This window comes from Acidobacteriota bacterium (genome assembly GCA_022562055.1).
In the GTDB taxonomy this organism is placed as follows: Bacteria; Actinomycetota; Acidimicrobiia; order Spongiisociales; family UBA5794; genus BMS3BBIN02.
Genome location: JADFQA010000042.1, coordinates 1 through 24207, shown reverse-complemented (window position 1 = coordinate 24207; position 24207 = coordinate 1). Strand labels below are relative to the sequence as shown.

The 24207-nt window shown below is 60.6% G+C and carries 25 protein-coding genes and 1 pseudogene; 15 read left to right on the top strand and 11 right to left on the bottom strand.

Annotated elements, in window-relative coordinates; translation table 11 throughout:
• Nucleotides 1–26 precede the first annotated feature (26 nt).
• Nucleotides 27–1376, bottom strand: a complete 1350-nt coding sequence (locus tag IIC71_13135; protein MCH7670123.1) for a TldD/PmbA family protein — start codon at nucleotides 1374–1376, stop codon at nucleotides 27–29.
• On the bottom strand, nucleotides 1373–2812 hold the full coding sequence (locus IIC71_13130) for a TldD/PmbA family protein (protein MCH7670122.1): 1440 nt from the start codon (nucleotides 2810–2812) through the stop codon (nucleotides 1373–1375). Before IIC71_13130 ends, IIC71_13135 begins: the two co-directional genes overlap by 4 nt.
• A gap of 367 nt (nucleotides 2813–3179) precedes the next feature.
• On the opposite strand from IIC71_13130, the gene IIC71_13125 reads away from it, so the two are divergent.
• The 5 genes from IIC71_13125 (at nucleotide 3180) to IIC71_13105 (ending at nucleotide 6442) form a co-directional block, all read left to right on the top strand.
• Complete coding sequence (locus IIC71_13125; GenBank protein MCH7670121.1) at nucleotides 3180–3350, top strand: transposase; 171 nt, start codon at nucleotides 3180–3182, stop codon at nucleotides 3348–3350.
• Between the two features lie 845 nt (nucleotides 3351–4195).
• Nucleotides 4196–5002, top strand: a complete 807-nt coding sequence (locus IIC71_13120) for a hypothetical protein (GenBank protein MCH7670120.1) — start codon at nucleotides 4196–4198, stop codon at nucleotides 5000–5002.
• Nucleotides 4999–5874 carry a nucleotidyl transferase AbiEii/AbiGii toxin family protein gene (locus IIC71_13115; GenBank protein ID MCH7670119.1) on the top strand — a complete coding sequence of 292 codons (876 nt, stop codon included), beginning with the start codon at nucleotides 4999–5001 and terminating at the stop codon, nucleotides 5872–5874. Before IIC71_13120 ends, IIC71_13115 begins: the two co-directional genes overlap by 4 nt.
• Nucleotides 5875–5945: 71 nt before the next feature.
• Entirely contained in the window at nucleotides 5946–6209 is a 264-nt protein-coding gene (locus IIC71_13110; protein ID MCH7670118.1) for a helix-turn-helix domain-containing protein, read from the top strand.
• Nucleotides 6206–6442, top strand: coding sequence for a helix-turn-helix domain-containing protein (locus tag IIC71_13105; GenBank protein ID MCH7670117.1), 237 nt, complete (start codon nucleotides 6206–6208; stop codon nucleotides 6440–6442). The genes IIC71_13110 and IIC71_13105 overlap by 4 nt, the downstream gene beginning before the upstream one ends.
• Before the next feature lie 307 nt (nucleotides 6443–6749).
• Here the strand turns inward: IIC71_13105 and IIC71_13100 are convergent, their stop codons facing one another.
• Entirely contained in the window at nucleotides 6750–6899 is a 150-nt protein-coding gene (locus IIC71_13100; protein ID MCH7670116.1) for a hypothetical protein, read from the bottom strand.
• 38 nt (nucleotides 6900–6937) lie between these two features.
• Between IIC71_13100 and IIC71_13095 the strand changes: the two genes are divergently transcribed.
• The 4 genes from IIC71_13095 (at nucleotide 6938) to IIC71_13080 (ending at nucleotide 10237) form a co-directional block, all read left to right on the top strand.
• The gene (locus IIC71_13095; GenBank protein ID MCH7670115.1) at nucleotides 6938–8467 is read left to right on the top strand and encodes a hypothetical protein; all 1530 of its coding nucleotides are present in this window, start codon (nucleotides 6938–6940) and stop codon (nucleotides 8465–8467) included.
• A gap of 209 nt (nucleotides 8468–8676) precedes the next feature.
• The gene (locus IIC71_13090; protein ID MCH7670114.1) at nucleotides 8677–8916 is read left to right on the top strand and encodes a helix-turn-helix domain-containing protein; all 240 of its coding nucleotides are present in this window, start codon (nucleotides 8677–8679) and stop codon (nucleotides 8914–8916) included.
• Nucleotides 8917–9000: 84 nt separating this feature from the next.
• Entirely contained in the window at nucleotides 9001–9435 is a 435-nt protein-coding gene (locus tag IIC71_13085) for a hypothetical protein (GenBank protein MCH7670113.1), read from the top strand.
• Complete coding sequence (locus IIC71_13080) at nucleotides 9428–10237, top strand: site-specific integrase (GenBank protein MCH7670112.1); 810 nt, start codon at nucleotides 9428–9430, stop codon at nucleotides 10235–10237. The genes IIC71_13085 and IIC71_13080 overlap by 8 nt, the downstream gene beginning before the upstream one ends.
• On the opposite strand, the gene IIC71_13075 is transcribed toward IIC71_13080, so the two are convergent.
• The 4 genes from IIC71_13075 to IIC71_13060 form a co-directional block, all read right to left on the bottom strand.
• Nucleotides 10234–10362, bottom strand: coding sequence for a transposase (locus tag IIC71_13075; protein MCH7670111.1), 129 nt, complete (start codon nucleotides 10360–10362; stop codon nucleotides 10234–10236). The genes IIC71_13080 and IIC71_13075 overlap by 4 nt on opposite strands.
• A gap of 714 nt (nucleotides 10363–11076) precedes the next feature.
• Nucleotides 11077–11703 (bottom strand): hypothetical protein, encoded by a 627-nt coding sequence (locus tag IIC71_13070; GenBank protein MCH7670110.1) that lies wholly within the window; start codon nucleotides 11701–11703, stop codon nucleotides 11077–11079.
• 163 nt (nucleotides 11704–11866) lie between these two features.
• Nucleotides 11867–13015: an aminotransferase class V-fold PLP-dependent enzyme gene (locus IIC71_13065; GenBank protein ID MCH7670109.1), complete on the bottom strand. Its 1149-nt coding sequence runs from the start codon at nucleotides 13013–13015 to the stop codon at nucleotides 11867–11869.
• A gap of 38 nt (nucleotides 13016–13053) precedes the next feature.
• On the bottom strand, nucleotides 13054–13485 hold the full coding sequence (locus IIC71_13060) for a hypothetical protein (GenBank protein ID MCH7670108.1): 432 nt from the start codon (nucleotides 13483–13485) through the stop codon (nucleotides 13054–13056).
• 177 nt (nucleotides 13486–13662) lie between these two features.
• On the opposite strand from IIC71_13060, the gene IIC71_13055 reads away from it, so the two are divergent.
• Nucleotides 13663–14478 (top strand): hypothetical protein, encoded by an 816-nt coding sequence (locus IIC71_13055; protein ID MCH7670107.1) that lies wholly within the window; start codon nucleotides 13663–13665, stop codon nucleotides 14476–14478.
• A 131-nt stretch (nucleotides 14479–14609) separates the two neighbouring features.
• Here the strand turns inward: IIC71_13055 and IIC71_13050 are convergent, their stop codons facing one another.
• The 3 genes from IIC71_13050 to IIC71_13040 all read right to left on the bottom strand — a co-directional run bounded on the left by IIC71_13050 (nucleotide 14610) and on the right by IIC71_13040 (nucleotide 17653).
• On the bottom strand, nucleotides 14610–15443 hold the full coding sequence (locus IIC71_13050) for a sulfotransferase domain-containing protein (GenBank protein MCH7670106.1): 834 nt from the start codon (nucleotides 15441–15443) through the stop codon (nucleotides 14610–14612).
• A 90-nt stretch (nucleotides 15444–15533) separates the two neighbouring features.
• Nucleotides 15534–15977 carry a universal stress protein gene (locus tag IIC71_13045; protein ID MCH7670105.1) on the bottom strand — a complete coding sequence of 148 codons (444 nt, stop codon included), beginning with the start codon at nucleotides 15975–15977 and terminating at the stop codon, nucleotides 15534–15536.
• Nucleotides 15974–17653 (bottom strand): Na+/H+ antiporter, encoded by a 1680-nt coding sequence (locus IIC71_13040; protein ID MCH7670104.1) that lies wholly within the window; start codon nucleotides 17651–17653, stop codon nucleotides 15974–15976. The genes IIC71_13045 and IIC71_13040 overlap by 4 nt, the downstream gene beginning before the upstream one ends.
• A gap of 99 nt (nucleotides 17654–17752) precedes the next feature.
• On the opposite strand from IIC71_13040, the gene IIC71_13035 reads away from it, so the two are divergent.
• From IIC71_13035 to IIC71_13025, 3 genes are read left to right on the top strand one after another with little or no spacing between them, the layout of a single operon-like run.
• Nucleotides 17753–18064 carry a DUF1330 domain-containing protein gene (locus tag IIC71_13035; GenBank protein ID MCH7670103.1) on the top strand — a complete coding sequence of 104 codons (312 nt, stop codon included), beginning with the start codon at nucleotides 17753–17755 and terminating at the stop codon, nucleotides 18062–18064.
• A gap of 2 nt (nucleotides 18065–18066) precedes the next feature.
• Nucleotides 18067–18363: a VOC family protein gene (locus IIC71_13030; protein MCH7670102.1), complete on the top strand. Its 297-nt coding sequence runs from the start codon at nucleotides 18067–18069 to the stop codon at nucleotides 18361–18363.
• A 9-nt stretch (nucleotides 18364–18372) separates the two neighbouring features.
• Nucleotides 18373–19635 (top strand): DUF222 domain-containing protein, encoded by a 1263-nt coding sequence (locus IIC71_13025; protein ID MCH7670101.1) that lies wholly within the window; start codon nucleotides 18373–18375, stop codon nucleotides 19633–19635.
• Between the two features lie 84 nt (nucleotides 19636–19719).
• Here IIC71_13025 and IIC71_13020 read toward each other — a convergent pair whose 3' ends face one another.
• The gene (locus IIC71_13020) at nucleotides 19720–20991 is read right to left on the bottom strand and encodes an MFS transporter (protein ID MCH7670100.1); all 1272 of its coding nucleotides are present in this window, start codon (nucleotides 20989–20991) and stop codon (nucleotides 19720–19722) included.
• Nucleotides 20992–21239: 248 nt separating this feature from the next.
• Between IIC71_13020 and nrfD the strand changes: the two genes are divergently transcribed.
• Together nrfD and IIC71_13010 are read left to right on the top strand one after the other, a co-directional pair.
• Entirely contained in the window at nucleotides 21240–22751 is a 1512-nt protein-coding gene (nrfD, locus tag IIC71_13015; GenBank protein MCH7670099.1) for a polysulfide reductase NrfD, read from the top strand.
• A 7-nt stretch (nucleotides 22752–22758) separates the two neighbouring features.
• A pseudogene (locus tag IIC71_13010) lies at nucleotides 22759–24207 on the top strand (molybdopterin-dependent oxidoreductase).

The following is a 24207-nucleotide window of genomic DNA, read 5'->3' as shown; positions in this document are numbered from 1 at the left end:
GGGTTCACGTTGGCTGCGGCCGAAGATCATCCGTCGGTTCCTCCGGTGAAGTTCCAGCTTTTCAGATGCATGCTCGGGGCGTGCACCATCCCCGGGTCAAACTCGGAGTCGGCCCAGCGGGCATCGTTACCGAGACCCTTGATACGGCCAGGGCCCAGCGCATCGACAAACGACTGGGTGAACCGCAGACCGTTGACAGCGCCGGTGATCTTGCCGTTCTCAATCATGAACGTACCGTTGCGAGTCAGCCCCGTCACCGCAAGCGACTTGGGGTCAAGCACCCGGCAATAGTTAAACGTCGCGACATACAATCCACGCTCGACACCGCCGATCATCTCATCAACCGACAGCCCACCACCCGCAACGAACACCTGTGTCGCGATCGGGCCGAACCCCTCCGCACCCGGGACCGCATGCCCGGTCGATTCGAGCCCAGCCTTCTTTGCCGTCCGGCGGTCCTGCGCAAGGCCCTTCGTCACACCACCCGTCACCAGCTCGACCCGACGTCTCGCCACCCCTTCACTATCAAACGGAACCATCAACCCACGATCGTCGAGGGCGTCGTCGATGATCGACAGCGATTCGTCGAACTGCTGCGTGCCAAGATTCACAAACGACATACCCTCGTTGTGCAGCTTTGCGTTAAACCCGTACACCCCGAGGAACACGACAATCGACGCAACACATTCCTGCGAAAGGACCACCTCATACTCACCCGGCTTGAGGTCAAAGGTCTCAACCGAGTCGGCAGCACGCTGCGCAGCGAGAGCACCAACACTCGTTGCGTCGATGTCGCCGAGACGCTGCGACATCATGTGACCCGAACCTGCCGATGAATCAGTCTGGTGGATGCCGTCGAGGATGGCACTCGTCGCACGACCCGCCGCAAAATGGCCCAGCGTGTTGACAAAGAACACCTCGGTCGACGATGTGGAGCAGTACCCCGCCGCCCGCATAGACGGCCCGGCATCGACAAACTCTTTGACCTTCGCAGCCCGCACCTGCGGGCTTGCGTCCGCAGTGTCGTCATCCCAATGCTCGGTCACCGGAAGTTTGGCGGGCTTTGCAACACCCGGCCACTCGTCGTCGACCGGCTGAAGTTTCGCTGCGGCAACTGTCTCATCGACAAGACGGTCAATGGCCTCGTCGGTGACGACGGTTCCATTGCCCGAAGCCACCCGTCCATCAACCGCAACCCGTAGCGAGATCGTGGTCACCTCTTCTGACACGTTCTGGTGGATGAACGAATTCGCAAACCGGGTCAACGACTCAACACCGGTCGTGTATCGGACCTCGGCTTCGATGCCATCGTCGATTCGCTCGAGAACGCGCTCAAGAACAACGTGACTGTCAACAGTCGGGCGACTCTCACTCATGCGCGCACCCCCACCCTCACGTTGGAAAACCTCGCGGGCGAAGCCGAATGGCCAGTGTGGCCGACCTGCATCGGCTGCCCCTTCCCGCAGTTTGGCACGCCCCAATGCACCCACTCCTCCTCGCCTGCCAAACGGTCAAGGGAGCCCCAGAACACGGGCGTTATCCCGGTGTATGTTGGGTTCTTGAGCATCCGTCCACGTTTGCCATTCTTGATCTCCCAACCGATTTCGCATCCGAATTGGAAGTTGAGACGCCGGTCGTCAATGGACCACGACCGGTTGGTCTCCATATACACACCGTCGGCGGTGTCAGCAATGATGTCGTCAAGAGTGCCGACGCCCGGCGCTAGGCCGACGTTTGTCATACGTACCATCGGCAGGCGGCTGTACCCGTCGGCCCGGACCATCCCCCCGGGTTCGAGTCCCGCAAGCGCGGCCGAGTCACGACCCGACAGCACCCCCACCCAGGTGCCGTCCTTCACAATGTCGACCCGTTGTGCGGGTGTCCCCTCATCGTCAAAACCAAAACTACCCAACGCCCCCACAAGCGTTGCGTCCGCCGTGATGTTCATCAGCTCAGAGCCGTACTTGTGGGACCGCAGTTTCTCGAGTTCGAGGTGCGACGTGCCCGCAAACGCAGCCTCCCACCCGAGGATGCGGTCCAGCTCGATGGCGTGCCCAACCGATTCGTGAATCTGGAGCGCAAGCTGCGAACTTTCGAGAATCAGCGACGTTTCACCCTCTTCCATCTCGTCGGCTGCAAGAAGCTGGATGGCCTGCTCGGCGACCCGTTGGGCATTGGCCTCGTAGTCCCACGCCCGAACCGTTTCGTATCCGCCGGTCGCATACTGCCCGAAACTCTGCGGGTACGACCGACGTTGCGTCTCGTGTTCACCGATCGCCGTGGCGTCGAAGCCCCCGCCCGACTCGACAATGTGCTGATGGATCTCCGCACCTTGGGACGACACAAACCACTTGTTCGTGTCATAAAATGCCAGGCTGGCACGGGCAAGCGAAACTCCGTCGACATCCTGCATCGTCTTGGAGACCCGGATCAACATGTCGACCTTCTCCGACAACGAGACCGCAAACGGATCCTCCTCGTGAGGCGTCTCCCACGACGCCTGTACCACAGGCACGTCGGCCAACGTTATCGCTGCTCCCGGCACCAGCGCAGAGGCACGGGCAATGTCGGCGGCCTTCTCACCGGCGGTCCGCGCTGCGGAGTTGGTGAGCGAGGTGATCGCATAGAAACCCCACGACGACCCAATAAGCGCACGAACGCCAACACCGGCGCTCTCACCGTGGCGGACCGTCTGCACCGCCTGATTCAAAACGTCGATCGCTTCGTTCTTGGAGATCACAACGCGCGCATCCGCATACGAGGCACCAGCAGCAAGCGCCCCTTCGACCGCAGCTCTAGCGTATTCGAACACCTCAAAACCTCCACAACTCAGAGTGAAGAATCAAGCATAGTGACCTAGCATTCCGCCAATCCACCAGCCCCCGCACGCAACGACACCGGTTCAGCCGTCGTTTGCTTTTATTTCAATGATGATTCCGGTGTCTCGCGCGATCTGGACAAACCCGCCCCTGTCGACACGGTCCACCCGCCCCAGAGGGCAAACCCAGTCTCAAACGCACACAGGGCCGGGGAGATGCGATCGATGTACTTCTTCGCCACCTTCGTCTCCGACCAGGTTAGGTTCGCCCTGGGATTCTTGGAGACTCCGGAAAACCGGGGGAACACCAATCCGGGAAACCGGGGGAAGATCACTTGATGACTATCACCAATACCGGCCCATGGTTGAACGCTCCATCTCATGGATCGTTGCGAACGGGCATCGACGGGTCAGATATCGAGGCGTCGAAGCGAACCGGGCACAGCTCGCCCTAAGGATCGCCGCCATCAACCTTCGGCGGCTCGTCAACTTGGGTCTCAACCACAACGGACACGTCTGGGCAGTCACCTAACACCGATTCCCAGCCCCACACCACCACCCACAGGCCAAAAGCCCGAAACCAGAAACACGGAACCACCGAACCTCACCCCCCGACACTCCTCAACCGTGAATCGGCCCGCCCACAAGCGGATTGTTCAACAGGGTCCTAGCCGCCGCCAGCCGGAGGATTTCACCAAGGAACGCCTTCGGCGTTCCCGCCTACCTGGATTTGAGCCTAAGGTCTTGAGCGACGAAGAGATTGTGGACATTCGGTGGCTATTTCACCGGATACGCGCATAGGAGGCGCCCGCGGCTACGGGTAGCGGAACTTGCGGGGATGGTTTGTTGGGTGGAACGCGGCATGAGTCTTCGCGTTCCCCGGAGTTGCGTAGCAACTCCCAAGGAACACTTTGGTGTTCCCTCGAGAATCTGCAGGATTCTCGCGAGGAACCGAGCATTGCTCGGTTCCCGTGGGCCCACCTGGATTTGAACCAGGGACCTCATCCTTATCAGGGATGATCAGGGGGTCCGGTTGACCTTGAAGAATCGGCGACAACCCTTGCGGCGTAAGGGTGTTCAGCTCTCATCGCTTCGCGTCGTTTTGGGTTGTTTCTCGTTCTCTTGTGGACGCGGTGTGGTCGCCGACTACTTCCGACCGCGCGGGCTACGGCCATCCATGGATTCCTGGAGCAGCGTTCAATGGAGCCTCTGCATCCCAAACGGGTGACACGGAATCTGAGGAGTCTGCCTGTCGGGTACGCCAGAGTGCTGCGGAGATGAGAGGGCCGTCATGTCATCGTGAACAGTTGTCAGAAGAAACACACTTCAGGCCTATATGGGGCTAGAGTGGTGTGCAGGTGACAAAGGAGATGTGGCGTGGCCCTATCCCAACGAAGCGTACCTCGATCTGTCGCTCCAATCCTGGAAGCTCTCGAACTCGAGCAGCCTGTGCTCGTCACGCTAGAACAACTCGACGCCCTGACCATTGAGACCGGCATCGAGGTGTCTGGATCTGTCGCTGCGCGGCTGCTGCGGGAGCGCGGTTGGCTGCTCCCGCTTCGGACCACCGGTGTGTGGGAGTTTGCGCCGGGTGCGCGTGCGGGGGCCATCGGTGGCGGAGATCCGTTCATCGAGTTGCGGGCACGGCTCGAGACGCGTCCCCTTGACGCTTCGGTTGCGGCCGAGTCGGCAGCGTGGCTTCAGGGACTTGCCTCGCGAGCCCCGGACCCTCAGGTGGTGGGCTTGCCTCTGGGGGTGCGGTTGCCGAAGTCGATGGATGAGCTCCGCGTGGTTCGGTGGCTGCCATCGGTCCCGACAGATGTTGTCGACGGTCTTCCGGTGTGGTCGGTGAGCACGTTGCTCGCGTTCATGGGGGCACGACCCGACCGGTACCGGGACTGGCCGAACGTGAGCGAGTGGCTCACACACGCAGTCCAAAGAGTATCGGTCGATGCTCTCCGATCTGAACTTGCTGAGCGATCTCGGAGCGGATGGGCAAGGACGAGCTATCTCTTGCTGTTGGGAGGAGCCAGCGAAGCTGCTGATGAGCTGATCACCTCGGCCCCTGACGGGAAGGGCCCATTTCATCTCGGACCGAGGGAGCGACCATCGAAGTACGAACGTCGGTTCGACGTTGTCGACCACATCTTCCCGAGTTCCTGGTCGGTCAAGGCTGCCCGATGAGGATCACCGAAGGCTATCTCTCGCGGCACTATCAGGGTCGCTCTGGGGGCAGAGATCCCGCTTTGCTCGATATCGCCCAGGACTACGCGCTTGTAGTGCTGCACCGTGCGGGCGTCTTCGATCTCAACGTCGTGCTCAAGGGCGGTACGGCGCTCCGCAAGTTCCGGGCCGGTAACGCTGGACGCTTCTCGACAGACTTGGACTTCGCGTGCGAGGACGACACCACCGCTGCCCTTGTTCTCGAGAGCATCGACGGCGCCGAGATTGACGGATTCTCCTTCCGACTGGAACGACGCGACAGCGACCGACGGGCGGACCTCAGAGTGTCTACGCCATTCGGCACACCGAACCTTCCCGCAAGGATCGATCTCTCAACACGCGGACTGTGGCTGCCACCCGATGTAGCCAAGATGATCCCGCTCCCGATCCACAAGCGGTACGACATCGACCTGCCGGCAATTCCTGTGATGCGGCTCGAAGAGGTTATGGCGGAGAAGCTCGCACGGTACCGCCGTACGAGCCTCGCCCGCGATCTCTACGACCTTCAATGGTGCGCCGAGCAGAAGTTCGAAGAGGCGTTGGTCCGACGTCTCTGGGTACTGAAGAGCTTCTTCGACATCGTCGACGACCAGCTCGCCAGCGGCCCCATCGATCCGTCCGATGTCCTCTCCGAACGGGAAGAGACAGTGTTCACAGCCGAGCAAATCGGGTACCTCACAAGACCAGTCGACATAGCCGGCTGGGAACAGAGGGTGCGGTCCAGGTACGGCTTCCTGGCGAGCATGGACGATGATGAGCGGCAGTGGGCTGGTGTGAGCCCGGCCGACCGGTGGAGCGCGCTCCAGGCCGTCAAACTGATGGAGCGCTCCTAGCCACGGACTAGACGCTTTGATGCATCAGGCTCGTTCCTGTCTGGTACAACGTTGAGTAATGTTGAGCAGAGATGAACATATCAGACCCTGCAGACGAGCTACGTCGCCTTTATCCACCGATCCTCACCACCGCTCTTGTCGCGGAGATGATGCACTGCACCATTGGTGATGTTCGTGACAAAGTCCACCGTAAAGAGCTGCCCGCAATGCGGTGGGGCCAGCAGTTCCGGTTCTTCCGGGATGAGGTGATTGCGACACTGGTCCCGGTAGATTCGGAGGAGTGGCCGGTCGATGATGAGGAGCAACCGGGCGAGGCGCATGGGAACGAGGCATGACGGGCGAGATCGACTACGACCGTTGGTATCCCGAGGTGCCGCCCGTCATGGACACCCATCAGCTCGCAGGTTTGCTGAACACCAACAAGCAGATCATTCGTGCCTGGGTCCGTGAAGGCATCATCCCTGCCCATCGCAAGCCGGGTGGTCGCAAGTTCACGTTCCTTCGCCGCGAGATTTTCGACTGGCTGATCAGCAACCGATACGAGCTGGCCGACGACCACGCGGACTGAATGGAATCGGACGAACGGCGTCAAGTATCGGTTGAAGCGCTCGCGGTCCCAGCCGATCGTTCTGGGCGTGTCGTTTCCCTCTCCATGTGGGGGGTCAGCGGTCTCATGTTGCCGGATCTCGGGCAGGTGCTGCCCTTGCTCGAGCCACGATGCCGTAGTCATGTGTGTCGCTCTCAACATGCTCGCATCGAGGCCGGAGCTTCGGGGGCATCAGAAGCCGGGAGATACCATTGGACCCGTCGCGGGGACGATCTTTACGGTTCACCTCAGACGCTCAGTAACCATTTAGCCGGACGGGTTGTCGGGATCAGCCGGGTCGAAGCTGCTTGTTGAGGGGGGTCATGAATGTGTTCCTCTGCGACGCCGAGGTCTCGGGGCGACGACTCAACATGCTCTTGTCGAGCATCAGGATCAACTCGGTGAGCTCTACTTCAGGGCTTTCGGCTTCATCCGCCACGTGGTATGGTCGCGCCTTGCCTCTGACTGTGGGTTGACGTGAAGCGCCGGCATCTGATTCTTGCTCTCGTTCTGCTCGCGTCGGCCTGCAGCGGGAGCGACTCCGGCGGTGAAACCGGCTCCGGCGGCGAAAACGGAATTGCCGCAGCGTCGGCTGCGCGAATGGTCGAGTCCGGCGACGGGCGGGCCACTCTGTCGCTGGTGGCGGGGAGTCTTCCCGAAGGGGTCTCGCCCGACGACGTACAGCTCGAGGTGATCGTCGACGAAACCGCGGAGCCTGGCGCCCCGGTGGTAGCGGTGCAGCTCCTGCCCGACGGTCTGGTTCTGACCGAACCCGCCACGTTGACGATTGCCCTACCCGAGGCCCTTGAGGGCGGGTTCATGGCGATCCACATGTCGGGCGACTCGATCGAGTTCCTCGACGGTGACATCATTCAACAAGACGACGGGGAGTTCACGTTCCAAACGTCGATCGGACACTTCAGCGTGGTGTGGGTGACCCCCGTCGGTTTCTTCGAGGTGTCGCTCTCGGTGAACTCCGAGGAGGTCTCGGTGGATGAGACCCAGGATGTCGCCGCGACGATCACCGCGAGGACCGATCCGGTCTCGCTATGGCTCGAGTTCGACTCTGATCCAGATGACACGGTCAGAGTGATCACGTTCTCGGCGCCCCAGCCGCCGATCTCCTTCGTAACGCCTAAGATCTATTGGGCCCACCGCTTCTGGAGCACCAAGGTGGAACCAGTGGAGGTCACCGAGACGCCGACCGGCTGGGAGACCTCGTTGGCTTTCTCAGTATGCATGATACCCAACGAAGTGTGGCCTTTGTTGAGTTCGGGTGTGAAGTTTGACGTGACGCTGGTGAGTAGGGGGGAACCGGTGCCGAGAGAGTTCGCCCAATTTTCAGAAACAGGGGAACCAGTTCCACGGGAATCTCGTCTCCAGGTCGGGGACGTACGGCTACTTGACATTTCCCCGGGCGACACCTTCCAAGCCAGAACTTGGCTGTGGAAAAACTCTGAGTCCCTCTGCACGGAGTCGGGTGCTACGGACACGGACACGGACACGGACACGGACACGAAGCTTCCTCCAGGTCACGATGAAGTCGGCGACCCGAAGTCCGGGTCCGGGGACAGCGAGAACGATGGGCCTGCCAAATACGAGCCCGGAGGCGACCTGGTCCGGGTCTCCCACAGATCCGAGGAAGATGGCAAACATACCTTCATCATTGAGGTCGACGGTGACGGCAGGAGCCTGGCCGAATCATCCGACACCCAGTGGTTCGACGTGAACATCGAGGTTGTTGGTTCGCAGTGGAAAGCCAACGTCACCTACTTCGGTGGGCAGCAGCAGGATCGCGGCGTGTGGACCGGTCCGAATGCACCGGGCCGATCATTTCTGCAGGGCGCCGTGTCGACGGTGACATGGATTGATATGTCCACGATGGAGTTCACTGTGGATGGGGGCGGTGAGCCGCTAAACGTTCAAAGCTTCACGGTTACGATCGGTGTGAGACTCTCGGACGGACAGACATTCTGGGACGACGCTTCGGGGGTCGCAGAGTCCTGATCCTTGTCGTGCGTGCGGCGAGCACATCGTCCCGGCAGTCAACTCCTGACCGTCGAGATACTTCACCCTCCACGCGCGATGAGCCTGAGCCGCCAAACACTCGCAAATGTGGGATGCCCGGCTGCGTTCCGAGATGGGCCATAGCGACGACGTGCGGCTGGTGAAGGTGCCTGTGTCAGACGCGGTGTGGTCCACGTGGCGTCAGTGTCATGGTGCTGCGTGATCAACAACCCCTCCCATTCGACAACCGTCAGGAGGCATTGCGCGGTACCGAGCGCCTCTTGTCGGCTCAGGAGCTTGCCGTGTATCTTGAGGTTCCTGTGAAAACGATCTACGCCTGGCGATGCCACAAGACAGGCCCCCGAGGCTTCAGGGTCGGAAAGCACCTCCGCTTCCGATGGTGCGATATCGAGAGCTGGCTCGCCGACCTTATCGCCGAGGAACGCTGAACGCGGTAAGGCGGAGGATCATGACGGTGGTTCCTGTGGAGGCCGACGTGCACGGTTCGACGGGAGCACCAGGAGGTGGAGTCCATGGGTTCAGTGCGCAAGGTGAAGCATCGATCCGGTAGGGAGAGTTGGCAGGCTCGCTGGCGCGATCCGGCAGGAGTTGACCGCTCCAAGAACTTCGCACGCAAGGTGGACGCCGGCCAACATCTGGTCAGCCTCGAATCTGACAAGCTCCGAGGCCGATACTCGGACCCTCGTCTTGCCAGGACGAAGCTGTCGGACTGGTTCGCCGAATGGCAGGCCACGAGAACGAATCTGAGTCCCCAGACACGCCTGCGTGACGAAGCCTCGATCCGCAACCACGTGCTGCCGCGGTTCGGCGCCGGCCCGATTGGGCAGATCCAACCCGTACACATCGCCCAGTGGGTCGCCGACCTTGATGCTTCGGGTCTGGGCGCCGGCGACAACTCGCAAGGCGTACCAGCTACCCGCTGCGGGTTTGTCCTGTGCCGTGGATAACGGGCTCATCCCGGTGTCGCCGTGTCGGAACGTCAAGCTCCCGAAGATCACGATGTCAGCAATGCGGATCCTCGAGCCTGCTGAGACGATGGCTCTGGCCGAAGCGATCGACGAGCGGTATCGGGCGATGGTTCTAACGGCTGCCTACACGGGGCTTCGGTTCGGGGAGCTTGCGGCTCTTCGCACGGAACGGTTCGACGCACTGAGGAGGACGCTGCGGGTGGAGGAGAGCCTCGCCGAGATGGAAGGACAGTTCCTCATCAAGCCGCCCAAATTGGATGCTTCTCGCCGCACCGTGTCGGTGCCATCCTTCGTTGCGGAGGAAATGGCGCGACACCTCGCGGCTCACGCCGACGAAACGGATCTGATCTTCGGGGCGCCAGCGGGCGGTCCCATCAGGCGCACGAACTTCCGACGCCGGATCTGGCTGCCGGCAGTGAGAGCATCGGTCGGTGATCCGTGCACGTTCCACGACCTCCGCCACACGCACGCAGCGCTTTTCATCGCCCAGGGAAAGCACCCGAAGGTCATCCAGGAGAGGCTCGGCCATGCGTCGATCAAGACCACTCGACACATACGGGCACCTCTTCGACGGTCTCGACGAGGCCGCTGCGGACCGCCTCGACGAGCTCTGGCGCGCCGCTCGCGTGGACGCAATGTGGACGCGGAGCGATTCCGGCGTGATCGAGCATCCGACGAGATAGCGAGAAACCCTTGTGGCGGGGGCTGTCGCATAGATGGCCTCCGAGCGGAGGTTTTCGGCGTGTCTGGGTGGTGGCGCCGATCCTTGTTCCGGGTTTAGGTGGCTGCGAGTCGTTGCCGGTGGATCTTGAGCAGGTTGTGGACGGTGCACACGAGTCGCCACTCACTTGATGTGGCGTCGAGTCCTCTGTTCGAGAATCGCCGAAACCCGAGGTTCGCTTTGATGTTCCCGAATACCGTCTCGACGTGCCATGACTCCCAGCCGACAGGGCAGCCTGACCACCGGCAAGGAACCGGTCACGCCACTTCGCGATCGAGGTCTGTGACACACCCTCACGGCGCGACGCCTCAACCATCGTGACCTCACCCCGCAAGATCGATACCACGATCAATGTCTTCTTCTCCGCCGACACCAATGGAGGCCTCGCCATAGATTCTCCTTCAGATCAGGACCAAACTTTCGCCTGTCTCAACAATCTTGACACGCGACAGTTCAAACAAACGGTGAACCTCAGCCCAATCCTGCACCCGATACATCCTCTCCTCCTCAAATCCAAGGATCGTCGCCAACCACACACACCGCGCAGTTTTCGACCGTCACCAGATGCTCAGTATTCACCCGTCGTCGACATACGGCCATGATCGACACCATGTGCATGCTCTGGGCAGCCGGAGGCGAAGAAATGGGTCCGCTTCTCGACCACGGATTCGACGCACTCGCCCATTCGTTTATCCAGCCTGGTTGAGAACCTCAATCGCTTCGTTCTTGGAGATCACGACACGTGCGTCCGCATACGAGGCACCAGCAGCCAGCGCTCCCTCGACCGCAGCTCTAGCGTATTCGAACACCGCAATACCTCCACAACTCAGGGTGAAGAATCAAGCATAGTGACCTGGCATTCCGCCAATCCCCCAGCCGCCACACGCAGCGACACCGGCTCAGCCGTCGTTTGCCTCTATCTCAATGATGATTCCGGTGTCTCGCGCGACCACAACGCCCGACGCCTCGTCCGGCTTGGTCCACCCACCCCAGAGGGCGAATCCTGTCTCAAACGCACAAAGGGCCGGCGACGTGCGCTCAATGTATTTCTTCGCCACCTTCGTTTCCGACCAAGTCTGCTTGTCACCGTCGTACACAAACAGCGCACCCTCAGTGTTGTCCCACACCGCAACGCTGTCGCCGACCCAACCCAGGTAGTCGATTTGAATGTCGGGGATGGCGGGTAACTCTACGAATTCGTCCTCGAACAGCCAGACACGACTATCGGTGGCAACCGCGGTGACCGTCCCCCTGGTCGCAGCTCGGCCAACGTCTTGCGCATCCGCCGGTATTTCGGCAATCTGCTGCCATGATTCGGCGGCAAAGTCGTACTCGGCGACTGAGGAGGGAGAAAAGTTGAGCAGACGTTGTCCGCCCGCCAGCACACCGAGAACGTTGGGGTCCGCGACCAGTTCGATAGCCATCTCACGTGGCCGGAGCACAAGTTGGCGCGGCTCGTGAACGCCAACACGGTTGAATACTCCGTAGCCGTCGGGCCGGATCCCAGCCAGGCTCCCAAGCTGCACGACGCAGAGCCCGCGACACCGCTATTTCCGTAGAAAGATTCGTCCATGTAGACACAATCTCCCACGGCTGCGCTCGACGCGGACGGTGAGGATGTGTGGACTTCGGGCACGGCGTAGACCACCACGCCCTCGGCGCTGAAGAGCGAATCCGACGGCCCGACCGTTAACTACCGGGGTCGTCGTTGAGGGCCCCGAGCACCCGGTCCACATCGGCGAACGTGTTGTAGAAGTGAGGCGACAGCCTGAGCATCCCTACCCGACGGGCCACATCGATCGAGACCACCTCGAGCATTGCTGCCGCTTCATCAACCGAACGGCGTAGCGGTCGAAGGAACACGATGCTCGACAGACGCTGCGGATTGCCACGATCGAGCACCTCGTAAAGAGACCTGTCGACGCCTTGTACAAGGCGGTTGGCCAGCGCCTGATTGTGTTCGTAGATTCGGTCTACTCCCGTTGCATTGACCAGGCCAACAGACTCGACAAGCGCCGAGAAGTTGAAGAAGTTTGCGGTGGCAAAGATGTCATGCTGTCCGGTCTCTGAGGGTGAGAAGTTGGCGAGATCCACCTCTCCTTGCGTGAGGTCCTCCGTCGACAGCGCCGTCATCCAATACTGTTTCATGGGATGGATCCGCTCAGCAGCCCGCGGCCCCAGCCAGCAGTACCCCGTCCCATACGGACCGCACAGCCACTTGTGCCCAACGCCGATCAGGGCGTCAATCGGATGGTCTGTCACCGAGATCGGAATGCCACCAACACCCTGCGAGCCGTTGACAATGAACAGCGTGCCGTTGTCCCGACAGACAGTGCCGATTGCATCAAGATCGATCACATGGCCAGAGAACGAATGCACCCAGGTGAGACACACAACCCGCGTGCGGTCCGTCATCGCGGCGTCGATTTCTTGCGCCGTCAGCACCTTGCCTTGAGGCCGCAGCGCCTTGACGACCACGCCGTATCTCTCCAGCCGTGTCCACGGGAGGATGTCCGACGGGAAGTCGTTGACCGCAACGATCACCTCGTCACCGGTAGACAGCTCAAGGCCGTTCGCAACAAGATGAAGCCCATAAGACGCGCTGTTCGCCAAGACGATTTCTGACGACGGCGCACCCACAAGCTGAGCAATGGTGGACCGCAGCCGTTCGGACAGATCCGTGAACACACCTGCGGGTCCCAGATGATGAGGGTGCAGCTTCCAGCGCACCATCTCAGCAACCGCATCCGCTGCCTTGAGCGGCAGCGGACCCTGATGCGACGCGTTCATCCACACCCGCTCGCGAAGCAGACCAAATTCAGCACCGACGTCAAGCATGGAGGTATCAAAGCAGACCGCGGCCGCTCAAGCACCATCTAGTCGCAGGCAGGCCAGCCCTTGGACGAAGGCCGATACACGACTGCGGTCCCGTTGACCGTGGCGGTGATATTTGGCTCCAGGTCTTCGGTGAGGACCAGTGTCACTGTGACCGTTTGATCTCCCACGATGACCGCCTTCCAAGCCGCGGGGATGAAGTCGAGAGTCGTGTCAGGCACATCGGCCTGCCACAAGACATCGTTGAAGGACCCGAGGACTGCAACCCCACAATGCGCATAGATCGAGTATTGATACTCGACCCCCGGGTCGAGTGTTCCTCCCCATACAAGACTTCCTGGTTCTGGCCTCAGTTGATGCACCGCGACTGTCGTGGTCGACGGCGCTTGCGTCGGGTCGACGGAGGTGTCGGTGATACCCGAACAGGCGCCGACAACCAGCAAAAACGCTGCCGCCCATACTGTCTTGTTCACGGGTACTCCTAATAGCCGGCTTCGATGGTACGACGCAGATGATCGACGGTCGGGTTCCCACACAATGATCGATGGCGACAAGCCACCTCACAACGATGGAATGGCGAACACCAGGCGCCTACAACTCCCCGCGCCTGCGGGTCAACCCGAAACCCGCTCTTAGCCGAATGAGACAAGATGCATCTTCCTGGACGTGCCGCCGCAACTCTGATGACCTTTGCGCTCGTCGCCGCGGCTTGCACGTTTTCGGGCGATACTTCAGAGACGACCACGACCCGGGCGACCGGCCCCGCGACCACAACAGGGGAGGCGACGTCAGCAGAAGGGTCGACCACGGTTACCTCACCGGCAGGTGGCCTGTTGCTTGGACTGACGGCGTTCCCGTCACAGCCCTCGCTCAAGTCTGCGGTCACCGCCTTCGAACTCGCCAAAGAAGATGGGACGCTTATCGCCCACCACCTCGACCGGGGAATCCCGTGGGAAATACTGCTTGCAGCAGCGCCACTACCCGACGGGTTCACTGCCCAGATGGCAGCACGCCGCCAGCAATCAGAAGGACGCGCGGTGTACGTCGCGACCGCAATCACCAACTTCGCACGAGATGAAATCCTTGGAGGACTCGACGGTGGAGCACGCCTGCCCGGTCAGGTCGACGACATCATCGGCCTGTACCGTCAGCTCTACGACCACGTCAAGGAGACCTACCCTGACATCGTCGTGTTCGCCTCATTCCAGGCCGAGCTTGGCGACCCGTCGGTCGTGGCAGTCCCTGCCGACGCGACCGACATCATTGCGGTGTCGACATATCCGTATCTCAGCGGCGACATGTCAATCCCCGAAGACGACTACCTCGACCGATTCTTCGACCTTGGACCGCCAGTCGCGATCGCGGAAACCGGCTTCCCCACCGGGGGCGCCGTGGTGCCGCAAGAAGGGAGTCAGCTGCGCAATGCATGCGGTCAACCTGTCAATGAACACCACAGGTCACGATGACATCCGCCCCGCGCAGACTGCTTCCAATACGATCGCACGCTTTAGGGATTGTTCCGTACCGACATCACTGACAAGGACGGTGAATCCGTGTGGAGTTCCGTCATGGGACAGCCGGGCGAGCCAGCCTCCGACTACTGCCCCTGATCGTACCCGAACGTGTCGAGGAGTCCGGGACAGGTCTGAGCGAATTCTGCTGCGAGTTCGGCGGTGAACTCGTCGCGCCATCCATCAACGACCCCTCTCCTAAACGTCGGCGAAACCGGCGAAACAAGGTGCCGACCAATCGAGTCGATGAGACCCGCATCTGCTGCGAGACCCAAATATGTGAAGACTCGCTGAATGGATTCCGCACGCGAGCCTTGGTCGACCAGGTGCTCGAATCGAAGAGTGAGAGCTTCACTATCGAACCATTCAGCGTATCGAAGCAGCCGAGAACCAAACGGGATGAAGCCCGCCTGATTGTCGCCTCGAAGAGTCAGGATCGCGCGGGATTGGAAGTCCGGTTGTTCCATGAATAGATCATGCCAACGATGATCAATCTGGTCGACTATGTAGTGCACATTAGATATCAGAATTGCTCGGGGATCGCGAACCATGAATATCGGCAGTGCAGCGCTGTCGCGGATCGTTGAGTCGTGTACGGATTCATATGGTAGATGCGAGATCAGGATCTGCCCTGGTCGAAGTCGCCCTAGGACTCGATCGAGACCTCCCCAACGCTCGAGATTGCCGGGATTTAGCGTCGGGACCACTTTGCGGTAGAGCTCTGGATGCAGACACAGCAGCCGTTCGAGAAGGTGGGTTCCGGCCTTGGGAACGGCGATGCAGAAAACCCTCGGCGCTGCTCCCGGCCGTATGCGGCGCAATACCGATTGCGGGTTGAGACCAAACCGATAGACATCCCAGAGGCGCTTACCTAACGTCCGCCTTGCATTCACCAACATATGATGGTCAAAGTAGCTCACCTCTCATCCCTTGTCCATCGCTTCAACGGGTCTCGACGAGAGCGAAATACCCGAATCTTTACATGACGCGTGGCAACAATCGAAAGGTTCCTAAGCGGGACCGTCGGGCGTCGCTACAAACTCGACCTGCACACCGAGCCCCTCGACTTCGGCAACGAACTCGTCGACGCTGTGGTCGTGGAACATGCTGATGTCACCCTCACGGGGAACGCCGATCACGAGCACGTCCGGCGTGTTTTCTCGAACGTATGCGGCGATCTCGACTCGAGGATCCCCGGTTTGGACCACGACGCTGGAAACCACATCGGTCGCATCCGTGCGATCCCGAGCGACTCGCACCATGGCGTACAGCAGCCATTCCATCTCAAGGCGGATGGCCTCTCGCATACGTTCCGGTTGCGCATAGAAGTCTTCGCCACCGACCACATGGAGAAACGTAAGCCGACTGTCTTGCCCGGCTGCTTTGCGGAAGGCGGCGATGTGGACAGCCCGCGAGTCCTCGCCGGCGTTGGTTGCGCACAATATGCCACTCACTCGCCGTCCTCCAACGCCTCGGGCTCGGTGTCGATTTCCTGGCCGGCACCCAGACGCGCCCGAATGAACTCAAGCGCCGCAAGACGATGGGCAAGATCCCCCGAAACTTCTTCAGCGATTTCGTTGCTGATCAACCCGCGACGACTCGCATCGAGCACAGCGCTGCGCTCGGCGTTGATAGCATCGGACCGGGCCTGGAGAAACATCGACGTCTCCAACCCCGGATTGCGTTGGAAGTGCCTGTCGAGCATCCGACGGTCAGCATTAATCTGCTCGTCATAGAGGTTGTCAAGCGGTTCCCACACCTGTGATAGCACCATGCCCTCGCGCTGGAGGCGCTCCAATTCGCGTCGGCCCGCACGCTTGCTATAAATCACTGCCTGATACCGCTGCTGATCGATGATCGCCTGGGATCGATGTCCAAGACCTAGGCGCCGTATCAGCAGGTTGATGGTCGTGCCCTGGAATAGCAGGGTAAACAGGACGACGCCAAACGTCGCCAGCTCGAGCACCCTCGCAACCTCGTCGTCAAACGACCCAGTAAGCGTGAGCGCAAGCGCCAGACTCACCGCGCCACGAAGTCCGCCCCAGTAAAGGACGTGCTGGTATTTCGTCGACACGTACCGCGTCGCCCTGATCCGGTTCTGGACCAGCATCGTGCCGTACACGACGAGTGCCCGGGCCAGAAGTATGGCGGCGATCGCAACGACGACCGCGTCGAGCTGGCCCACAAGGTCCCGCACGTGGATACGCAGGCCGATAAGGAGGAACACAAACGAGTTGACCGTAAACGACAGGAACTCCCAAAAGTTTTCAAGCGTGAGTCGCGTCGGCGGCGAGGTGTTGCGCAGACCCAGCTCGCCGACAACGATCCCCGCAGCGACCACAGCGAGAATCCCACTGAGTTGGAGACCTTCAATACCGACGATCACGCCGAACTCCTCGGCGACTAGATAGGAACCGAACGCAAGGGCCACCGTGATCGCGGTTTCGACGAGATGGTCGTCAAGATTCTTGAGCACGACCGTGGACACGACATATCCGAGAGCGATACCCACAGCAAGACCACCGAACGCCACGAGCACGAACTCACCGACCGCACCGCCAAGGCTGAACGGAGGGGCATCGACAACAGCGGCAGCAACGGCAAGGTTGAACACAACAATCGCCGCACCATCGTTGAACAAGCTCTCCCCCTCGACAAGCGTCGTCAATCGTTTACTCACACCGAGACTTCTGAACAGTGAGATCACGGCCACCGGGTCGGTTGCTGAGATCAACGCACCGAATGCCAGCGCCGCCGGCCAAGGAACGTCGAGGAAAGGCCGCACAATTGCGCCGATGACGAATGTGCCGATGAGGGTTCCCCCGATGGCGAGGGTGAGAATCGACGCGAGGTCGTTACGTAATCGCCGCCACGGCAACTTCATTGTTGCCTCGAATACCAGCGGGGGGACGAACACACCGAGGATGAGGTCCTTGGAGAGGTTTACATCGACCTCTGTGAGGGCCGCCATCACGAGTCCGGCAACTACTAACAGAACCGTAAAGGGGACCTTGAAGAAACGTGCGGCGACCGCAACGATGGCCGCAATCGCGATGAGCACGATTGCCCAGATTTCTGCGTTGAGCACGCCGTCTGAGGCCGTCTCTTCGACGGCGAGCAATAGCGGCATCAGCGAACGTTCCCCATCGGCCACAACAGTAGTCGGCCCACCAACCCCCCGCCCATCCGCGATAGTCTGGGATCGAAGCCATCGACCGAGTATGTAACCATGGCCACGTTGATCGTGCTGTCTGTCGCCCGCCCCGGGGAAGAAGCCGCGCTGCAAGAGTATGTTGAGCAGGTCATGCCGCTGCTCTTCGACGCAGGTGGCGCGGTCGTCAAACGCGTCGGCATTTCAGACACGGTCGCCGGCGGACCCGACACGGGCTTCATCTTCATCATGGACTTCGACAGCGCGGCGTCGATTCGCACGGTGTTCGACAGCGACGAGTATGCAGCGCTGATCCCGATTCGTGACAAGGCGTTCACCCAAATAGACATCCTCATCACCGAAGACCTGCCACCCGCCGGGGCTAGCTAGGAATGGCGGCCAACATCGGGATCACCACTGTCGGGCAGATCGCCATCGCCGTTGACGACGTGGGAACAGCCGTCGAGTTCTACCGAGACGTGTTGGGTCTACAGCTTCTCTTCGAGGCGCCCCCTGGGTTGGCCTTCAATCGGCCTACAGCCGACCGGGAGCGGCTCCACTCCGACTGTGTGGACAGCGAATCCGCCCACAGCCAGCAACCGGACTCTCGCGGGCGGTTTTCGGCCTCCAAAAAGTTTCTTGAGAAATGTTGGGTTTGGGGGTTGACAATCGAACATACGTTCGACTAGTATGCGGGTATGCGAAGCCAGAACCCGCCGGACAGGCGGGCAAAGGACTCGAACATCGCTGACCGACTTGTCGGTGGCTTCCCCCAGCTTGCAAGCGAGCCCGTTGCCACAAACAGCAACATGAATACAATCTTGCGTGACACCTCAGCATTGTCTGATGACGTGTTAGAGAAGGCAACCATTGAGTTGCGGGCCACAATTAGTGCAGCCCAGACACGTTTCGCGTTGCAGGTGCGTGAACTTGAACACCGTGACATCCCGAGTGTTGTCCACGGGTTAACCACAGCCGGGTGGCTACGCCATCACTGCAACATGGATAGTGCAGAGGCATCCGGGGTCACCAAAACTGGTCGGGCGTTGACCCACATGCCGACCATTGTTGAACAAGCCCTTGGTGGGAACATCTCGTACCGCAGTGTTTCGTTACTAGCCCAAGCCCGCGACCGTAACCCAGGGCCGTTCCCACACCACGAAGCCGTGTTCTCCGATGTTGCTACCCGTCTCACCCCACACAACTTGAGGCGGGTCATCTCGCACTGGGAACAACAAGTCAACCACCAACAAGCATCACGTGACATTGAACACATCAACCGTCTCAGAAGCCTCTATTTGGCGCAAACCTACGATGGGGTTGGTGAAATCAGAGGGACACTGAACCCTGAACTGTTCCACACCATCACCACCGCCATACAGGCTCATACCAACCCCACCTGGGGTGACCATGACGACCAGCGCAGCCCGACCCAGAAACGCGCTGACGCACTTGGTGACATCTGCCGCTTCTTCCTAGACCACAACACGGAATTGAAAACATCAGGTGGGGAGAAACCCCACATCACGATCACCATTGACCACAACACGTTCACCGGTGCCCGCCAACAACTCGCGGAACTCGGTGGCGCACCCGTCAACCTCGAAACCATCAAACAAATCGCCTGCGACGCAAGCGTCACCCGCATCGTCCTCGACGCCAAATCACTCCCTATTGACGTTGGGCGTAAAACCCGCACCATCCCACCAGGACTCAGAAGGGCACTTGAGCACCGTGACCGGGGATGCGTTTGGAAAGGATGCACCGCACCAGTGTCATGGTGCGACGCCCACCACCTCACCCACTGGGCGAACGGGGGACCCACCAACCTTGAGAACACGGTCCTCCTCTGCCGAAAACACCACACCCGGACACACCGACTCGACCTCACCCCCGACAACCTGCGAAAACTCTTCAGAAACACGGCACCCTCAGCAAACACCGACCGGGCACCACCCTGAACCCCGAAACGGGGTACGTCAGCGCTGCAGTGATGGAAGCCTGTCGTGGCCGGCACCCACCCTTACGGCAGCGCCCGACGAGAACTACTCAGATTCGGTCGCCTCGGCTTCCGACGCCTCAGCCGGCAGCACGATGTCTTCTTTGAGATTCATTCTGCGGATCGCAAACGCAAACGGCACCGCTATGAGCTGAAGCGCGCCGCCGATGACGTACGCCGTTCCATATGACCAGGCGTCGGCTGCGCGTCCAAGGCCGGGCTGGAAAACCACGCCGCCTGCACCACCCATCAGCCCATTGAACGACAGCACGGTTGCTCGCTGCTCGGACGGGATCAGCGAGTTGAGCAACGTCTGACGCATCGGCATGACCGACGCCATCATCACCGAGCTAACAATCAGCGCAATCAAAGCGACCCAGAAATTCGTGGCTACGCCGACAACAACGAGCGCAACCACCTGGCCGACCGCCGAAACGATGAGTCCTGTCGACCGGCGTCCCAACCGGCGCGAAACACGGACCGCAACAATACCGCCGAGGATGCGAGCACCGGCAAACACCGCTGCCGCGGTGCCTGCAATCCACGTCGCATTCGGATCACCATAAAGATCGAGTAGGTGAGGCTGGAACGCATAGAACGCCCACACACCAACGCCCATCGTGACCGGAGCTGCCAACATCAGATTCCGCACTGGTGGGTTCTTCAACCCGTACTCAAGAGACGCCTTGGCAATCATGCGGATCTCGCCGCGGATGTCCCCACCGGGGGCCGGTGTGAACCCAACGTCGTGCATCCATCGCCACGCCGCAACGAATGTGACGACGAGAAGCAACGATCGCAGAATGTATGGAATCCCTAGACCGAATTGGGCAATCACGCCACCGGCGACTGACCCCGCAAGCATCGCCGAGCCGCCGACAACACCACCTTTGGCGAAGATCTCTTCAAGTTGATCAGTCCCCCCGGTCACGGCAAGGGCATCGACCAACCACGCCTCGGTAGCACCGGAGAAGAAGGTGAAGCCGAGCCCGATGAGCGCCGACACGATCACCCACATCCACAGCGGACTTTCCGCCGCCCACAACGCGACATAGAGCGCCGTTGTCACCCCAAGCGTGATTGTCCCCCAGAGAAACGAAGCTCGCCTCCCCACCGTGTCCGCCACTACACCGGTTGGTATCTCGAAGATCATCATCCCCGCCGTGAATGCCCCGTTGGCTATGAAGGTGCCAGTGATAGACAAGCCAGCATCAAGAAGGAACAGCGTGTTGATGCCAAAGATGAGCGAGGCGGCCAGAGATTGCAGCAGTGTGAGCAGCAGATAGACGCGGCGGATCTCGCTCGATGTGGTCACCATTCGCGCATCTCGCCTACGGTCCTTTCGGTAGCGGCCTAGACGCTATCACGTCTCCAATCCCCGAATCGACGTCCCTCACCGGCCAAGAACATCGAAATCTTGGAGTCACGCGCCCGCCCTAGGAACCTGCAAGACTCGGCCGCGAGGAGGAAGCCCTGCGTTACGGATTCGTAATCGATCAGACAACGTGCATCGGATGTCATGCGTGCACGGTTGCCTGTAAAACCGAGCACCAGGTCCCACTCGGTGTGAACCGCACCTGGGTGAAGTATGTAGAGCAGGGCACCTGGCCCGACACCAAACGTTCGTTCTCGGTGATGAGGTGCAACCACTGCACCGATGCGCCCTGCGTCACGATCTGCCCGACGTCGTCGCTGTTCCGAAGGTCGGATGGGATCGTCGACTTCGACACTGAACTCTGCATTGGATGCAAGTCATGCATGCAAGCCTGCCCCTACGACGCGCTGTACATCGACCCCAACGACGGCACCGCCCAAAAATGCAACTACTGCGTACACCGCGTCGAGGTCGGGCTCGAACCCGCCTGCGTTGTGGTTTGTCCTGAGCAGTCGATCATTGCGGGCGATCTCGATGACCCAACCAGCAAGATCGCCATGATGGTCGCCGCAGGCAATCTCACGCAGCGTTCTCTAGAGCGAGGCACGATGCCAAATCTCTGGTATAAGGGGGCCGAGCCAACAAATCTGGCCCCGCTGGCCGCATCACGCCCCGACGATGGGGGCCTGTGGCGGGACCCCGCCAACATCGAAAATTCCTGGCTGAACATCGATCTCACCGACGGGCCGGACAGCGTAAAAACGCCGACACGCAACGTCACCACCGAAGCCGGACATCCAAAAGTTGTGTACAGCAACGACTTCCCAATGCCGTGGGGGTCGCGCGTCTCCGCATACTTCCTCACCAAAGCCATCGCAGCCGGGATTGCCATTGCAGCGCTGGTCGCCATCATCTTTGGTGCATCGCTCGAATCGGCGTGGATGTCGGTCGGTGCACCCCTCGCCGGAGGGGTGTTCCTCGCACTCACCGGTGTTGTGCTGATCGCCGACCTCAAACGCCCCGACCGTTTCTACTACCTACTCACCAAAGGCAACCCCTCGTCTTGGCTCGTGCGGGGGGCGTGGATACTGAGCGCACAGGCCGTCACGTTCGGCGTCTGGTTCTTGGCCGGTGTCACGAACCAGGACTCCATTGCACGGGGAGCGATCTGGGCAGCGGCGATCGTCGGACTCGGCACCGCTGGGTACACGGCGTTCCTATTCGGACAAGCCAGAGGAAGAACCCTGTGGAACAGCCCGGCACTTGTGTGGCACATGATCGCCGCCGCATTCGCAGTCGGGGGCGGTGTGTCACTGCTTGCGTCGATGGTATCGACGGTGGAAAGGTCGACAGAGTCTGTCGGGCTGTTGACGACTGCACACGGACCGGTAGGGACCACAGCGTTTGCTTTCACCATGCTGGTCGGGGCAATCGGCCTCGCAATGACTGCATTGTTCGAGTCTCGCACCGCACGAGAACCCGACGCAGCAGCCGCCTACCGCCACCTAACGAAGGGGACGTTCGCAACGCAATACCGGGTCGGTCTGGTCCTCGCAACGGTGGTCACCGCAGCGTTGGCGATCGCCGTACTCGCGGGTGCAGCACCCGTAGTCGGGGCTATCGGCGGTCTCGCCGCAGCCGCGGGCATCGGGCTTGGCGACGACGCCTTTGTAAAAGCCGGGCAAAGCGTTCCACTGACATGAGGCATCCATGACCACCGACGACAAGATCATTCGCCTCACCCCGGAGGGCGAGCTCACCAACTACCCACCGATCGAACGCTGGGATGACTGGGAAGAGTATGACGCGACCGCATGGCCACGGCGCGTGAAGAACAGGTTTCGACTGGTGCCGACGACTTGCTTCAACTGCGAATCCGCCTGCGGTTTGCTCGCATACATCGACAAAGACACCGGGAAGATTCGCCGATTCGAGGGCAACCCCGAACACCCCGGATCGCGCGGCAGGACGTGCGCAAAGGGGCCCGCGACGATCAACCAGGTCGACGACCCCGAGCGAATCTTGTACCCGCTGCGCCGGGTCGGTGAACGAGGCGGCGGTGAGTGGGAACGCGTCTCGTGGAAAGATGCGCTCGCCGACATCGGTAGCCGTATCGGGAAAGCGATTCGCGAGGACCGCCACGACGAGATCATGTATCACGTGGGACGTCCCGGTGAGGACGGCTTTATGGACCGCACGCTCAAGGCGTGGGGCATCGATGGTCACAACAGCCACACCAACATCTGCTCTTCGGGCGCACGTGTCGGGTATGCCATGTGGTCGGGTTACGACAGGCCGTCAGCGGACTTCGCCAACGCCAAGTTCATCCTGCTGCTGTCTGCCCACCTCTAGACCGGTCACTACTTCAACCCGCACGCCCAGCGCATCATGGAGGCAAAACAGGCCGGTTCAAAAATCGCCACCGTCGACCCGCGGCTGTCGAACACCGCGTCGATGTCGGACTACTGGCTGTCGTGTTGGCCGGGGACGGAGCCGGCGCTGCTATTGGCGATTGCACGACTTCTCCTCGAATGGGACACGGTCGATCACGACTTCATGAAACGCTGGGTGAACTGGGCCGGCACCCTCGAAACCCGTTACCCCGACCGTGCCCAAACCTACGAAGAGTTCATCAACGTGCTCAAGGACGAGTACGCCGAGTTCACGCCGGAATGGGCAACCGAGGAATGCGGACTCCAACCTGGCCAAATCGAGGCAGTAGCACGAGAAGTCGCAGACGCCGGCCACGCATTTGCGTCACATACGTGGCGGTCGGTCGGCGCCGGCAACCTCAGCGGTTGGCAGGGTGCCCGGACACTGCAGTTCCTCCACGTCCTCACCGGGTCGGTCGGCACCAAAGGCGGAGTGTCCCCCGCGGGATGGGTGAAGTTCAAGCCCGCACACTGGAACATGCCTCCACCTCACAGCCGATGGAACGAGACGCTGTGGCCCAAGGAATACCCGCTCAGCTACCACGAGATGAGCTTCCTACTGCCGCACTTCCTCAAGGAGGGCCGCAGCAAGCTCGACGTCTACTTCACCCGCGTATACAACCCCATGTGGACCAACCCGGACGGTTTTACCTGGCTTGAGGTCCTCAAAGACGAATCGAAGATTGGTCTCCATGTTGCGCTGACACCGACCTGGTCTGAGACTGCG